This is a genomic window from Lysobacter sp. Root494 (genome assembly GCF_001427225.1).
Lineage (GTDB): Bacteria > Pseudomonadota > Gammaproteobacteria > Xanthomonadales > Xanthomonadaceae > Agrilutibacter.
This window is the reverse complement of sequence record NZ_LMFH01000005.1, coordinates 359,836-374,769: the sequence shown is the minus strand read 5'-3', so window position 1 is coordinate 374,769 and position 14,934 is coordinate 359,836. Positions and strand designations below refer to the sequence as shown.

The 14,934-nt window shown below is 64.3% G+C and carries 16 protein-coding genes and 1 pseudogene; 14 read left to right on the top strand and 3 right to left on the bottom strand.

The annotated features are described in order from the left end of the window. Window positions 1-59: 59 nt before the first annotated feature. A pseudogene (locus ASD14_RS05010) lies at window positions 60-865 on the bottom strand (CoA pyrophosphatase). A 217-nt stretch (window positions 866-1,082) separates the two neighbouring features. Beyond that, entirely contained in the window at window positions 1,083-1,766 is a 684-nt protein-coding gene (locus ASD14_RS05005) for an FKBP-type peptidyl-prolyl cis-trans isomerase N-terminal domain-containing protein (RefSeq protein WP_056129913.1), read from the bottom strand. Between the two features lie 177 nt (window positions 1,767-1,943). Between ASD14_RS05005 and ASD14_RS05000 the strand changes: the two genes are divergently transcribed. The 14 genes from ASD14_RS05000 (at window position 1,944) to rnt (ending at window position 14,214) form a co-directional block, all read left to right on the top strand. Further along, a complete protein-coding gene (locus ASD14_RS05000; protein ID WP_056129910.1) occupies window positions 1,944-2,741 on the top strand; it encodes an enoyl-CoA hydratase-related protein in 798 nt (265 codons plus the stop codon). Between the two features lie 15 nt (window positions 2,742-2,756). Next, window positions 2,757-3,134, top strand: a complete 378-nt coding sequence (locus tag ASD14_RS16635) for a hypothetical protein (protein WP_343123454.1) — start codon at window positions 2,757-2,759, stop codon at window positions 3,132-3,134. Between the two features lie 119 nt (window positions 3,135-3,253). Then, a complete protein-coding gene (nth, locus tag ASD14_RS04990) occupies window positions 3,254-3,886 on the top strand; it encodes an endonuclease III (protein ID WP_235565353.1) in 633 nt (210 codons plus the stop codon). A gap of 213 nt (window positions 3,887-4,099) precedes the next feature. Continuing rightward, window positions 4,100-5,266, top strand: coding sequence for an OprO/OprP family phosphate-selective porin (locus ASD14_RS04985; RefSeq protein ID WP_056129905.1), 1,167 nt, complete (start codon window positions 4,100-4,102; stop codon window positions 5,264-5,266). A gap of 353 nt (window positions 5,267-5,619) precedes the next feature. Then, window positions 5,620-6,639 (top strand): phosphate ABC transporter substrate-binding protein PstS, encoded by a 1,020-nt coding sequence (gene pstS / locus ASD14_RS04980; RefSeq protein WP_056132117.1) that lies wholly within the window; start codon window positions 5,620-5,622, stop codon window positions 6,637-6,639. 378 nt (window positions 6,640-7,017) lie between these two features. After that, window positions 7,018-7,986, top strand: a complete 969-nt coding sequence (gene pstC / locus ASD14_RS04975) for a phosphate ABC transporter permease subunit PstC (protein ID WP_056132115.1) — start codon at window positions 7,018-7,020, stop codon at window positions 7,984-7,986. After that, entirely contained in the window at window positions 7,986-8,873 is an 888-nt protein-coding gene (gene pstA, locus ASD14_RS04970; RefSeq protein ID WP_056129902.1) for a phosphate ABC transporter permease PstA, read from the top strand. The genes pstC and pstA overlap by 1 nt, the downstream gene beginning before the upstream one ends. Before the next feature lie 60 nt (window positions 8,874-8,933). Then, on the top strand, window positions 8,934-9,758 hold the full coding sequence (pstB, locus tag ASD14_RS04965) for a phosphate ABC transporter ATP-binding protein PstB (RefSeq protein ID WP_056129898.1): 825 nt from the start codon (window positions 8,934-8,936) through the stop codon (window positions 9,756-9,758). A 19-nt stretch (window positions 9,759-9,777) separates the two neighbouring features. Next, a complete protein-coding gene (gene phoU / locus ASD14_RS04960) occupies window positions 9,778-10,485 on the top strand; it encodes a phosphate signaling complex protein PhoU (protein ID WP_056129896.1) in 708 nt (235 codons plus the stop codon). A 187-nt stretch (window positions 10,486-10,672) separates the two neighbouring features. Further along, window positions 10,673-11,188 (top strand): RNA polymerase sigma factor, encoded by a 516-nt coding sequence (locus tag ASD14_RS04955; RefSeq protein ID WP_056129893.1) that lies wholly within the window; start codon window positions 10,673-10,675, stop codon window positions 11,186-11,188. A 101-nt stretch (window positions 11,189-11,289) separates the two neighbouring features. Next, complete coding sequence (locus tag ASD14_RS04950) at window positions 11,290-11,760, top strand: hypothetical protein (RefSeq protein WP_056129890.1); 471 nt, start codon at window positions 11,290-11,292, stop codon at window positions 11,758-11,760. Window positions 11,761-11,835: 75 nt separating this feature from the next. After that, window positions 11,836-12,696: a DUF692 domain-containing protein gene (locus tag ASD14_RS04945; protein WP_056132112.1), complete on the top strand. Its 861-nt coding sequence runs from the start codon at window positions 11,836-11,838 to the stop codon at window positions 12,694-12,696. Between the two features lie 10 nt (window positions 12,697-12,706). Beyond that, window positions 12,707-13,459: a putative DNA-binding domain-containing protein gene (locus ASD14_RS04940; protein WP_056132110.1), complete on the top strand. Its 753-nt coding sequence runs from the start codon at window positions 12,707-12,709 to the stop codon at window positions 13,457-13,459. 74 nt (window positions 13,460-13,533) lie between these two features. Next, window positions 13,534-14,214: a ribonuclease T gene (gene rnt / locus ASD14_RS04935; RefSeq protein ID WP_056129888.1), complete on the top strand. Its 681-nt coding sequence runs from the start codon at window positions 13,534-13,536 to the stop codon at window positions 14,212-14,214. A gap of 263 nt (window positions 14,215-14,477) precedes the next feature. On the opposite strand, the gene sugE is transcribed toward rnt, so the two are convergent. Next, window positions 14,478-14,795, bottom strand: a complete 318-nt coding sequence (sugE, locus tag ASD14_RS04930) for a quaternary ammonium compound efflux SMR transporter SugE (protein WP_056129884.1) — start codon at window positions 14,793-14,795, stop codon at window positions 14,478-14,480. Window positions 14,796-14,934 lie beyond the last annotated feature (139 nt).

Below are 14,934 nucleotides of genomic sequence, written 5' to 3'. Positions count from 1 at the left end.
AACTCCTTTCGGTGCACGGATCAGGATTGTAGGCGCCCGTTCTTATGCCAGTTACGCCCTTACGGATAGGTGGCGGCCAGCCGTTCGCGCAGGTTCAACAGGATCGCCGCCGTTACGCCCCAGATGCGCTGGCCGGGATAGCTGAATTCCCAGACCTGCCGGGCGCGGCCGCGGTGCTCCAGCGACAGGCTGGCGAGGTTGGCGGGCTCGAGGAGGAAATCCAGCGGCACTTCGAATACGTCGGCGACTTCGTCCGGATCGGGCTGCGCAGCGTAGTCGCTGTCGATCATGGCCACGACGGGCAGCACACGGAAGCCGGTGATCGTGGTGAAGACATCGAGGTAGCCGAGTGGGGTGATCTGCGAAGGCGCGATGCCGACTTCCTCGAAGGTTTCGCGCCGGGCGGCGGCGACGGCGTCGGCATCTTCGGGTTCGATGCGACCACCGGGGAAGCTCACCTGCCCGGCATGGTGGCGCAACGCGTCGGTGCGCCGCGTCAGCAGCACCTGCGTGCCCTTCGGACGAGGGACCAGGCCAACAAGTACGGCGGCTTCGACCAGCACATGGCCATCCGGCAGGAGATCGACGATCTCTTCGTGGTTCCAGCCGTCGCCGGCGGGCGCAAGCTCGAGTGGATGCAATGCCGCGGTGATGCGCGCGAGCGGAAAGACCGGATCGTTCACCCGCGTCGCAACTCCCGCTCCGGCAGGACGGATTCCATCAGGTGCAGGCGCTCGTCGTCGTTCATCTGCGGCCAGCGCGCGATTTCGGCGCCCGTGCGATGGCAACCATCGCAGAGGCCATCATCGGCAAGAGAGCAGACACCGATGCAGGGACTGAGCACGGCGCGGAAGTAGGTCGTCATCGAGGAGCGAGTTTACGGAGGTTTTGTTGATGCCGAAACGCATTGCGCCGGCTTGGGGCCGGCGCAATGGGTGAAAGCAGTCTTCATTTCCAGCGAATGCGTGAAGAGCAAGAGTCGCTGGATCCCAGCCTGACCAGCCTTCGGCTGTGGCGAAGCGCTTCGCGGGGATGACGATTTGGGAAAGCCGTGTGCGCTTATGCGCACACGGGCCAAATCGTCACTTCACGCTGACCAGCTTGATTTCGAACTGCACCGCGACGTTCGGCGGGAACTGGCTGCGCGGATCGTTGCCCATGTAGTTCGCGGCGGGCAGCGTGACTTCCCACTTGGAACCGGCCGGCATCTGCTGCAGCACTTCGCGCATCGCCGGGATCTCGATCTCGCTGACCTTGATGCCTGGGACCTGCGCAGCCGGACGGGCCTGCTGCGGACGTTCGCCCCACGGGAACGGGCCGGCAACTTCGAGCTGCACTGTGTTGGCCTGGGTTGGCTTGGCGCCGGTGCCGGTTTCGATCACGCGATACTGCACGCCGGACGGCAGGCTCTTCACGCCGGCCTTGGTCTTGTTCTGCGCGACGAAGGTGTCGCTCTTGGTCTTGTTGGCGGCGGCGGCCTTGTCCCACTCGGCCTTGGCCTTGTCCGTCTGGCGCTTCTGCATGTTCTGCACGGCCGTGCGCAGCTGGTCGACCGGGACCGACGGCTGCTTCTTGCCGTAACCGTCCTGCAGGCCCTTGATGATGGTGTTCACATCGACCTTTTCACCGCTTTCGGCGGCGTTGCGGCCCAGGTCATAGCCCAGCGCATAGCTCAGCTTGCCACCCTCGGTCGAAGTATCCTGCGCGACAGCGTTGCCAGCGAGGAGCAGAGCCGCGGCGGCGGCAGCAATCAGACGCAACTTCATTCGTTGAAGACCTCATTATGAAAAGAAGGCGGCTTACGCCGCCCGGCAAACTGGCCCTGGCCGGTTGACCGGGAGGGCGCGCTAGGATAACGGCGGCAGCGCTTAACCGCCACTGACGCCTCCCCTCTGACCCGAATGCCCGCGCGGAGTTCCGTGCGGGCGGAACCTTCCACGGACATGCCCGAAATCACCGGTACTACCAGCCCCGTCAGCATCGCCCACCGCGGCGCCATCCTCGTCATCACGGTCAACCGGCCGGACAAGCTGAACGCGCTCAACGCCGCGACGCTCGATGCCCTCCACGCCGCTTTCGATGCAGCCGCAGAGGACGGCTCGGTGCGCGTCGTCGTGCTCACGGGCGCAGGTACCAAGGCCTTCGTGGCGGGCGCCGATATCGCCGAGATGAATTCCCTGACGCCCGTGCAGGGCCGCGACTTCTCCCTGCGCGGCACCCGCATGATGCGCCGCGTGGAGCGCATGCCGAAGCCCGTGATCGCGATGGTCAACGGGTTCGCGCTCGGCGGCGGCCTGGAGCTGGCGATGTGCTGCCACCTGCGTATCGCATCAGACGCGGCGAAGGTCGGCCAGCCCGAAATCAATCTCGGCCTGATTCCCGGTTTCGGCGGCACGCAGCGCCTGCTAAGACTTGCGGGCCGTGCCGCCACGTTCGAGTTGTGCCTAACGGGCGCGCCAATTGACGCAACGCGTGCGCTGCAACTGGGCATCGTCAACCGCGTGGTACCCGCGGCCGAACTCGAAACCGAAACGATGAAGCTCGCCGAACAGCTCGCGAATGCGGCGCCGCTCGCGCTGCGCGGCATGATCGACTGCATCAACATCGGAGGCGAATGCGGCCTGGAAGAAGGCCTCGAATACGAATCCGCGCAATTCGGCCTCGTGTTCTCGACGCAGGACATGCGCGAGGGTACCGCCGCCTTCCTCGAACGCCGCAAGCCGGTGTTCAAGGGCGAATGACGGATAACTTCTCGCATGAGCGTCGTCTGCCCGGTCTGTGGCTGCACCGACATACACGGCGCCGACGCGCATGCCGTCGCAGCGGCGCTCGCTGAAGACGATATCGATCGCGCGATCGACGCCGGTTTGTTTTCCACCGCTTGTGCGTCATGCAACGACGCATGTACGACGGCTCTTATGGCTGCGCGCAACACGCGACTGTCTGCACTCGCCGCACGCGAGCGTTACCGCGCACGCCAGGCCCGCTTGCAGCGTCGCGCGGAAGAGCGCGCTGCGACGCGTACGGCACTTGCGATCGTGACGACAACGGAACCAAAGCCTGCTCTCCCCTCATCCGCAGCGGCGGCGCTGGCGCGGGCGAAGGCCCGCGCGGCGGAACGGCGCAAGCCATGACACGCGTGGCGACTTCCAGGCAGAGAGCCCCCGTCAAGGCAAAGAAAGTGGCGAAGAAAAACGTAGCGAAGCGCAGGGCGCGTTCGCCTTCGCAACTCTCGCCGGCCGAGATCGAGGAGATGTTCTCGCGCCTGGCCGAACTCAACCCGAAACCGACCACCGAACTCGAATACACCACGCCTTACGAACTGCTGGTGGCCGTGACGTTGTCGGCGCAGGCCACCGACGTCGGCGTGAACAAGGCGACGCGCAAGCTGTTTCCGGTCGCCGACACACCCGCGAAGATCGCCGCTCTCGGTGTGGAAGGCCTGAAGCCATACATCTCCACCATCGGCCTGTTCAATACCAAGGCCGCGAACGTGGTAGCGATGGCGCACCAGTTGATCGAGAAACACGGCGGCGAAGTGCCGCGCGATCGCGCTGCGCTCGAAGCGCTGCCGGGCGTCGGCCGCAAGACCGCGAACGTCGTGCTCAACACTGCGTTTGGCGAGCCGACCATCGCGGTCGACACGCACATCTTCCGTGTCTCCAATCGCACGGGTCTGGCGCCGGGCAAGGACGTGCGCCAGGTCGAAGCGGGACTCGAAACGGTAGTTCCCTCGCACTACCTGCAGGACGCGCACCACTGGCTGATCCTGCACGGTCGCTACGTGTGCAAGGCGCGCAAACCGGACTGTCCGCATTGCGTGATCCGCGACATCTGCCGTTTTAGGGACAAGACGCCGGGTGAGCCTGTGCCGGCAACGCGCTAGCAGGCCTCCCCTCACCCTGCGGCGCTACGCGCCGCTGTCCCTCTCCCCGCAAGCGGGGCGAAGGGAGCAGCCTTTCCGGTCGCTTTTGCTCTGTCGCGCAAGCGTCGTCACCGAATGGTCATTGCGCCGAAATAAGTCAGCGTTGTCATATTTACGCAATCTTCACTACTTAGCCTGCGCGGGTCCTCTCCACCCGCCCCAAGGGCTAATGCCATGAAACTCTCCCGCAGCACCCTGTCCGTTGCCCTGCTGGCCGCACTCGTCGCGCCAACTGCCCACGCCGAAGTCGCGCTCGACGTCATCGGCGGTTCGGAAGTCTCCTTCGAGGGCCTGGTGCAGGCCGATTTCTACAGCTTCGATACCGACACCATCGACTACGGCGCCGACTCGTCGAGCGACCTCGACGGCGAGGACTCCCTCCAGGAACTGCGCCGCGCCGAGCTCGTGCTCAAGGGCAAGGGCCCGGGCAACATCGAGTGGGTGCTCGGTTACGACGCCAAGGACGACAAGTGGCTCGACGCGAACGTCAAGTACAAGTTCGGCAACAACGCCAACCACTTCGTGCAGGTCGGCCAGTTCAAGCAGCCGGGCGCGACGCTGGAAGAACTGTCGTCGACCAAGAACAACGACTTCATCTCGAAATCGTCGATCACCAACACGCTTGGCACCCCACGCCGCGTTGGCTTCCAGTACAACTACGGCGATGTCAACTGGGGCCTGACCGGCAGCTACTTCGGCCGTGAACTGACCCGCAACCGCGAGCACGGCAGCGGCTACGCCCTGCGCGGCTACTGGGCTCCGATCAATGAAGCCGGCAACATCTTCCACATCGGCGCTTCGTATCTCGACAAGGACACCGACGGCGACGTGATCCGCCTGCGTGCGCGTCCGATGGCCGACATGGTTGGCACCCGCTTCGTCGATACCGGCAGCAGCGGCCTGAACCGCAGCGACCGCGCCAGCACCATCGGTGCCGAAGCACTATGGGTCCGCGGCCCGTTCAAGCTGCAGGCCGAATACATGGGTATCGATGTCCAGCGCTACGACGGCGCCGACGACTTCAGCGGCGACGGCTACTACGTCTCGGGCCTGTGGAACATCACGGGCGAGACCTGGGGCTACAAGGCCGGCGTGCCGACCACCGGCCTGCCGGACGATCCGGCCAAGGGCCTGTGGCAGCTGGGCCTGCGCTACGACACGATCGACCTGACCGACGGCGCTGTCGTCGGCGGCGAAATGGACAGCATCACCGCGGGCGTAAACTGGTACTGGCGCTCGAACTTCAAGTTCATGCTGGACTACGTGATGGTCAACCAGGAAAAGGGCGTCCTCGAAGACAACCCGAACGCGATCGAAGCCCGCCTGCAGTTCTACTGGTAATACGCAACACGTTTTCTCCCTCCCTGGAAGATTTGGGGCGCGGCTCACACCGCGCCCCTTTTTCTTTTCGCGCCCATGTCACCGCGTCTTGTAGCGTCGCGCCTGCGCGGTGTCGCTCTTCGCGGACACGGCAGCGCGCAAACCTGGTGCCACAACAACTGTCTGTGCTCGTCACCGAAGGCAGCAGGGCAATCTCCGCTCTACAAGGACACGCACGGACTGAATGCCGCACGCGCTGTCATCCCGCTGAAACATCTCCGACGCCCTGCTGTCATCGAACCGTTATGGAATGCGCACCGAGCGGGCAACGCCCGTCGTTTCTCTCCAGGAGTCCATCCGTGCGCAAGTCGATGATGTTCAAGACCCTCAAGTTCCGTGTCGCCGCCGTGGCCATCGCCACGACCGTCGCGGCCAATGCGTTCGCCGCCGACGTCACCGGCGCCGGCGCGTCGTTCGTGTATCCCATCATGTCGAAGTGGTCGTCCGAGTACGCGAAGTCCACCGGCAAGAAGGTCAACTACCAGTCGATCGGCTCAGGCGGCGGTATCGCCCAGATCAAGGCCGGCACCGTGGACTTCGGTTCGTCCGACGCCCCGCTGAAGCCGGAAGAGCTGGCCAAGTACGGCCTCGCCCAGTTCCCGTCCGTGATCGGCGGCGTGGTGCCGGTGCTCAACGTCCCGGGCGTCGCCTCGGGCGCGTTGAAGCTGGACGGCGCGACCCTCGCCAACATCTTCCTCGGCAAGATCATCAAGTGGAATGATCCGGCCATCGTCGCCCTCAACAGCGGCGTGCAGCTGCCCGACAGCAAGATCACCGTCGTGCACCGTTCCGACGGTTCGGGCACCACCTTCAACTTCGTCAACTTCCTGTCCAAGGTCAGCCCGGAGTGGCAGACCAAGGTCGGCGAAGGCACCGCGGTGAAGTGGCCGGTCGGCATCGGCGGCAAGGGCAACGAAGGCGTCGCTGCCTACGTGAAGCAGATCAAGGGCGGCATCGGTTACGTCGAGCTGTCGTATGCACTGCAGAACAAGATGGCTTATTCGCGCATGAAGAACGCCGCCGGCAACTACGTGCTGCCATCCGACGACACTTTCCAGGCCGCCGCCGCGAACGCCGACTGGGCGAATGCCAAGGACTTCTACCTGGTGATGACGAATGCCCCGGGCGAGAAGTCGTGGCCGATCACCGCAACCAACTTCATCCTGATGTACAAGCAGCCGAAGAACGCCGCCGGTGCGAAGAACGCCAAGGAATTCTTCACCTGGGCCTACGCCAACGGCGACGCCTCGGCCAAGGCCCTGGACTATGTGCCGCTGCCGGATGCGCTGGTGAAGCAGATCGAAGCCTACTGGGCGCAGAACATGAAGTTCTGATCCAGCCGGATCCGCTGGAACGGGAAAGCGGGCCTCATGGCCCGCTTTTTTTTCGGCGAGCCCAGGGACCGGCTTGCGCCGAGGCGGTGCCTTGGCCGGGCTGGCAGACATAAGGCGACACGGAAGCCCGAACACCACCCAAGTCGCGGCGCCCGGACGCCACTATCCGCCGATGACAACCGCATTACAGGGAAATGTCATTCCCCTGTAACAAAAACATCATTTCATAGCGACGTCCGCAGGCCGCAGGTCCCCTGGAGTCGCATCCATGAAATCCACCCGTTTCGTCCTTCCGGGCTTCATGACCCCGTCGCCCGCCGTCCGCCCCGGGAATCAGGAAGCCGACGCCGGCAAGTGGAACCAGGCAAGCACACGCGAATGAACGCTACCGCCCTCCCCGCCAACCGTGCGAGCAGCCGCGACGTCGCCGACGCGCGCAACGACAAGCTGTTCCGCTGGGTGCTGACCGGGACTGCCCTGTTCGTGCTGGTCGCCCTCGCCGGCGCCGCGCTGTCGATGCTGTGGGGCGGTCGCGCCGCACTCCAGGTTCAGGGCCTGAGCTTCTTCTTCTCCAGCGACTGGAACCCGGTCGAGGACAAGTACGGCGCACTCGTGCCGATCTACGGCACGGTGGTCACCGCGGTCATTGCGATGGCGATCGCGGTGCCGGTGAGTTTCGGCATCGCGTTCTTCCTCACCGAAGTCGCACCGCGCTGGCTGCGCGGTCCGGTGAGTTCGGCGATCGAACTGCTCGCCGGCGTGCCGTCGATCATCTACGGCATGTGGGGCTTCTTCGTGCTGATGCCGGTGATGCGCGAAACCATCGTGCCCTGGCTCAACGACAACGTCGGCACGTGGCCGGTAGTCGGACCGCTGTTCCAGGGACCGCCGATCGGCGCGGGCATGCTCACCTCGGGCATCGTGTTGTCGATCATGGTGATTCCCTTCATCTCGTCGGTGATGCGCGAGGTCTTCCTCACCGTGCCGACGCGCCTGAAGGAATCGGCCTACGCGCTGGGCTCGACGAAATGGGAAGTGAGCTGGGACATCGTCCTGCCGTACACGCGTTCGGCAGTGATCGGCGGCGTGTTCCTCGGCCTGGGCCGCGCGCTCGGCGAGACGATGGCGGTGGCCTTCGTGATCGGCAACAGCGTCGGCTTCACCAAGTCACTGCTCGAACCCAGCACCACGATCGCCGCACTGATCGCCAACGACTTCGGCGAAGCGACCGAGACCTACCGCTCCGCGTTGCTGCTGCTCGGCTTTGTGCTGTTCATCGTCACCTTCGTCGTGCTCGCGATCGCGCGCCTGATGCTCGCGCAGCTGTCCCGCAAGGAGGGCAACTGATGAACGCGTCCTCGAAATCCACGCACTCGCATGCCGCCGATGGCCTGTATCTGCGCCGCCGCATTTTCAATGGCGTAGCCATCGCGCTGGCCACCGTCGCCGCGTTGTTCGGCCTGCTGTTCCTCGGCTGGATCCTGTGGACGCTGATCGCCAAGGGCATCGGTGGCGTGAACTGGGCGCTGTTCGCGCAGGACCAGCCGCCACCGATGGAAGAAGGCGGCCTGAAGAACGCGTTCTTCGGGAGCATGGTGATGTGCGCGCTCGGCATCCTGATCGGCACGCCGCTGGGCATCGCCGCCGGCACGTGGCTGGCCGAATACGGCAACCGCAGCAAGCTCGGCACCGCCGTGCGCTTCGTCAACGACATCCTCCTGTCGGCACCGTCGATCGTGCTCGGCCTGTTCGTGTATGCGGTGTTCGTCATGAACACCGGCGGCCATTTCTCCGCTCTGGCCGGTTCGCTGGCGCTCGCCTTCATCGTCCTGCCCGTGGTCGTGCGCACGACCGACGAGATGCTGCGCCTGGTGCCGGCACAGATGCGCGAAGCCGCACTTTCGCTCGGCGTGCCGCAGTGGAAGGTGACCATGCAGGTGCTGTACCGCAGCGCCTCCGCCGGCATCGTCACCGGCATCCTGCTCGCGCTCGCGCGCATCTCGGGCGAAACCGCGCCGCTCCTTTTCACCGCGTTCGGCAACGAGTTCTGGAGCACCGATCTCACCGGCGCGATGGCCGCGGTTCCGCTGGTCATGTACAAGTTCGCCGGCAGCGGCTTCGCCAACTGGGAAGCGATCGCCTGGGCCGGCGCGCTGGTGCTGACGCTGTTCGTGCTCGCGGTCAGCCTTGTCGCACGCACCTTTCTCCTCCGCAACAAGATCACGCACGACTGAGGCTTCGGCATGGACCTTTCGAACCCTCCGCTTCCCCCTTCCTCTTCGCGAAACGCCGCCATGAATGACGTCCGCCTCAACGTGTCCACGCCCGAGCGCAGCCGCGCCGAGGCGGCGCCAGCTTCCGGCCGGTCCGTGAAGCTCGCCGCACGCAACGTCGACTTCTACTACGACAAGTTCCACGCACTGAAGGGCATCAACCTGGAGATTCCCGAAAAGCGCGTCACCGCGCTGATCGGTCCGTCCGGCTGCGGCAAATCAACGCTGCTGCGCATCTTCAACCGCATCTATGCGCTATATCCGAAGATGGAAGCCAAGGGCGATGTGCTGCTCGATGGCGAAAACATCCTTGACCCGAAATACCCGATGAACCGCCTGCGCAGCAAGGTTGGCATGGTGTTCCAGAAGCCGGTGCCCTTCCCGATGACGATCTTCGAGAACGTCGCCTACGGCATCCGCCACCACGAGAAGCTGTCGAAGTCGGAGATGAACGACCGCGTCGAGAGCGCGCTGCGCCAGGGCGCACTGTGGGACGAGGTGAAGGACAAACTGGGACAGAGCGCGCTGGGCCTGTCCGGTGGCCAGCAGCAACGCCTCTGCATCGCCCGCGCCGTCGCGCTGAAGCCGGACGTGCTGCTGCTCGACGAGCCGACTTCGGCGCTGGATCCGATCTCGACCAGCCGCATCGAGCAACTGGTCGAGGAACTGAAGAAGAACTACACGATCGCGATCGTGACCCACAACATGCAGCAGGCGGCACGCGTGTCGGACTTCACCGCCTTCATGTACCTGGGCGATCTGATCGAACACGCTCCCACCGAAACGATCTTCTCCAATCCATCCAGGCAGCAGACCGAAGACTACATCACGGGTCGCTTCGGCTGACCTCGGAGGAGACAACATCATGGGCACCAACATGCACGACCACATCGTGAAGAGCTACGACGAAGAGCAGAAGCGCTTGCTCAACGAAACCCTGCGCATGGGCGAAATGGCCGCCGCGCAGCTCGACGCCGCGCTCGACGTGGTCCAGCGCCGCGACGACAAGGCCGCCGAACGCATCATCGGAAACGACGAGGCGATCGATGTGCTCGAGCATGAGATCAGCCACGACGTAATGAAGCTCGCGTTGCGCGGGCCGATGGCGCGCGACCTGCGCGAAATCCTCGCCGCGATCCGGATAGCGGCCGACATCGAGCGCATCGGCGACCTCGCCGCCAATGTCGCCAAACGATCGCGCGCGCTCAACCTCGCCCCGCCGCTGCCGCACATCGCCGGACTGCATGCGCTGGGTATCCTCGCAGTGCAGCAGGTGCGCGACTCGCTCGCCGCCTACAAGGACAGCGACATCGAACTCGCACAGCGCGTACGCGCGCGCGATGCGGAAATCGATGTCGCCTATACCGGCCTGTTCCGGGAACTGCTCACCTACATGATGGAAGATGCCCGCAGCATCACCGGCTGCACGCATCTGCTGTTCATGGCCAAGAACATGGAACGCGTTGGCGACCACGCCACCAACATCGCCGAGAACGTGTGGTTCCTGGTCCGTGGCGAAGAGCCGTTGCCGCCCCGCGAGAAGCGCGACGAGTCCACCATCCCGCGCGGCTGAGCCTTCGCCGCTGCCTGGGCATTCTTGGCGTGAAACCACGAATCGGCGCCCAGGACTAAATGCTTCCTGAATACGGGCGTGAAGGTTGCCTTCACGCCCGCATCTTTTCCGGTGGTCCCCCACTCTTGGGATATGCACGCACCCCCTGCTGCGCGCATTCTCCCGATCCGCGAGGACCCACCACGAAATGGAACTGCTACTAGTCACCGGCGATCTCGAAGCCGCCCGCACGGGCGACCGCTTCGCGCTCGAGCGCGTGCTGGGGCAGTCGCGCCAGAACCTGCGCCGTTACGCCGAGTTCCATTGCATCGTCAACGACGTCGAAGACGCCGTGCAGGAAAGCCTGCTGCTCGTCTCGCGCAAGCTCCGCGACCTGCGCGAACTGGAATGCTTCACCTCGTGGCTGTTCCGCATCGTCAAGCGCGAATGCAACCGCCTCAAGCGAGGGCGCAAGTTGCTGACCGGACAGGAGATACCCGAATGCATCCTGCCGATCGTGTATCCGGAATCGAACGAGTACCGGCAGGACGTGGCCGCGGCGCTTGAATCCCTGCCGGCGCACTATCGCGAAATCATCCTGCTGCGCGACCTTGAGGGCCTGACGGTCGAGGAGATGTCCACGCAACTGGGCCTGTCTCGCGAAGCGGTCAAGTCGCGGCTGCATCGCGCACGGGTAATGGCCCGCGAGTACCTGTCTTCCTGAAGAAATCCTTTCACCGAATCCGACATACTCGGATTCCCGTAATGGCACGTTCTGTAACCGGCACGTCCCGCACCTCCGCTGTCCACAACCAGGAGTTCCCCATGTCCAAGCAGATCAACAAGCCCCTCGCCCTCGCCGTCGGCGCCGCCCTCGTCGGTGGCATCGCACTGTCCGCTTCCGCATTCGCCATGACCGACCTGTCCAGCGGCTACATGGTCGCCGCCAGCCAGGCACCGGGCGAAGCCGGCAAGAAGGACGCCGAGGGCAAGTGCGGCGAAGGCAAGTGCGGCATCGAAGTGATGGACACTGACAAGGACGGCAAGGTCTCGTCGGCCGAATTCGCCGCCAAGCACGACGGCGACACCACAATGTTCGCGGCGCATGACGCCAACAAGGACGGCTTCGTCACCGCCGATGAAGTCAAGGCGCACAAGGAAGGCAGCTGCGGCGGCGACAAGAAGGCCGGCGCTGAAGGCAAGTGCGGTGGCGAAAAGGCCGCCGACAAGAAGGAAGACAAGAAGGCCGACATGGAAGGCAAGTGCGGTGAAGGCAAGTGCGGCGGCATGGCCTGAGCTGACGGTACGAATGGATGGGAGCGTTGGTTCCCATCCATTCGTGCAATGAATTCGTGCAATGAACCCGTGGCAATGAATTCCCTGGCTTCACGAAGCGTCGGCCTCGGCCTGCGGCGCTCCCTTCTGGACGCGTTGCAGGCCGCCCCCGTGGGCGACTTCGACTTCCTCGAATGCGCGCCGGAGAACTGGATCGGCGTTGGCGGCCGCTTCGGCGACGCCTTGCAGGCGCTGAGCGCCAGGCATCCGCTCGTATGCCATGGATTGTCGCTGTCGCTGGGCGGCTTCGCGCCACTCGATGAAACATTCCTCGGTCGGGTGCGCCGCTTCCTTGATCGCCACCATGTCGCGCTCTATAGCGAACACCTGAGCTATTGCGCTGACGACGGGCAGCTCTACGACCTGCTGCCCATTCCGTTCACCGAAGAAGCCGTGCATCACGTTGCTTCACGCATCCGCCAGGCGCAGGACATCGTCGGCCGGCGCATCGCGGTGGAGAACGTTTCCTACTACGCGGCGCCGCACCAGGCGATGCGCGAGATCGACTTCGTCAACGCGGTGCTGTCCGAAGCCGACTGCGACCTGCTGCTGGACGTCAACAACATCTATGTCAACGCGATCAATCATCGCTACGACGCGCATGAATTCCTGTCGCAGCTGCCCGGGGATCGCATCGCCTACATCCATGTCGCCGGGCATTACGACGAAGCCGAGGACCTCAAGGTCGACACGCACGGCGCACCGGTGAAGGATGCGGTGTGGGATCTGCTGGGCGCTGCATACGCGCGCTTCGGCGCGCGTCCCACCCTGCTCGAGCGCGATTTCAATTTCCCGCCTTACGCGGAGCTGGTGGGCGAACTCGACACCATCCGCGAAACGATGCTGCGCCATGCTTCGTCCGACGCCATTGCAAGCACGCGCCATGCACGCGCCTGAATCGCGCTCCATGCCAGCATCCAGTCGTTTGCGTGAACAGCAGCTCGAGCTCACGCGGCACCTGCGCGACCCGAGGGTCGATGCACCTGCGGATATCGAAGACCGCCGCCTCGCGATCTATCGCGAACTTCTGTTCAACAACATCGCCAGCCTGCTTGGCGGCAATTTCCCCGTCATCCGCAAGACGCTGGGCGAAACACGCTGGCTCGCGCTGGTGCGCGACTTCTATCGCGACCATCGCAGCCAGACGCCGCTTTTTCCGGAGATCGCGCGCGAATTCCTGCGCTATCTCGAATCGTTTCCGCAACTCGATCCACCCTTCCTCGGTGAACTCGCGCACTACGAATGGGTCGAGCTGGCGTTGCAGATTTCCGAAGCGCGCATCGATGATGTCGCGCACGATCCGGACGGCGACCTGCTCGATGGGATACCGACGCTGTCGCCGCTTGCGTGGCCACTGGCTTACCAGTGGCCGGTGCACCGGCTTGGGCCTCACTTCCAGCCGGATACGCCACCTCCGGTTCCCAGCTTGTTGTTGTTGCGCCGCGAAGCCGATGGCAACGTCCGCTTCTCCGAATTGAGCCCGCTGGCGTTCCGTCTTCTGGCACGCCTGACCGAACAGCCGCGACTCAGCGGCCGCGAGCAGCTGCAGGCGCTCGCACGGGAAGCCGGCAGCCCTGCGGATGAAAACTTCATCACCCAAGGCCGGCAACTGCTGGAACAGATGCGCATCGCCGGCGTGATTCCAGGCACCATCCTGTAAAGCGGAGCTTGCTCCGCCCTATAAAGCAGCAATGGAGCACGCGACCCGACAGCCGGTCCGGCTACACTGCCCGCATGCAAGAAGAAGCAAAGAAACCCGCCTCCCCGCTCGCGACGCGCTTCCGCGGTTTCCTGCCTGTCGTCGTCGACGTGGAAACGGGAGGCTTCGACTGGAACCGGCACGCGTTGCTGGAAATCGCGGTATGTCCGATCGACATCGACGAGCACGGCAAGCTGTTCGCCAGCGAAGTGACGAGCACCCATGTCGTTCCAGCCAGCGGCCTGGACATCGACCCGAAGTCGCTCGAAATCACCGGCATCATCCTCGACCATCCGTTCCGCGATGCAAAACCCGAGCGCGCCGCGCTCGACCTGGTGTTCGCCCCTGTCCGCGAGGCCATGCGCAAGCACAATTGCCAGCGCGCGATCCTCGTCGGCCACAACGCGCACTTCGACCTCAACTTCCTCAACGCCGCGATTGCGCGCGTGGGGCACAAGCGCAGCCCGTTCCATCCTTTCAGCGTGTTCGACACGGTGACGCTTGCGGGTGTCGCCTATGGGCAGACGGTGCTCTCGCGTGCGGTCAACGCCGCCGGACTGGACTGGCGCAACGAGGACGCGCACTCGGCGGTTTACGACACCGAGCGCACCGCGCAGTTGTTCTGCCGGATCGTCAATGGATGGCCCATGTTGAAGACGCCGGAATCCGCGCAACCGTTGCCGCCGGCCGACGAAGTCGATACCCATATCGTTTGACGTAGCAAGCCTGCTTACCCCTCCCCCCGCCTGCGGGGTGAAGGCGAGCGCTTGCGCGCCACTGGCGCACGTCCGACGAACGCCCTTGCGCCATGCGCAAGGGCCGGGGCAGAGCGAGGGGTCGCGTTGCGGAGCAACGCAGGGTGAGGGGTCGTGCACACACAACAGCAAAAGCGCCCCTCATCCGCCCGTTCCTCAGCGGCTGTCGCAGCTTCGGCTTTCTCCCCGCTAGCGGGAGAAGGAAGCATCGCGTTGATCGGAAATCACGGGGTCGCCAGCTTCAACCCAACCAGCCCCGCAACGATCAAGGCAACGCTCCCCACGCGCAACGCATTGAGCGGCTCTTCGAACAACACGATGCCGAGGATCACGGTGCCTACCGCACCGATACCGACCCACACCGCATACGCCGTGCCCACCGGCAACGACTTCATTGCTGTTCCGAGCAGGACAAGGCTGATGCCCATCGCGGCGATCGTGCCGACCGATGGCCACAGGCGCGTGAAGCCTTCCGTGTATTTCAGGCCGATGGCCCAGCCGACTTCAAGCAGGCCGGCGAGGACAAGCAGGATCCAGGGCATTGCAGTTCTCCAGTCACGTGGGGCCGTCCCCGGATGATGATGGAGAGGCGGGTCGTCCCGCTTCGCTGCTTATGGAACGATCGTTTCCACGACGATCGGGACAACGCACCGCTCAAAAAGGAGCACGAAACCGTCGCTT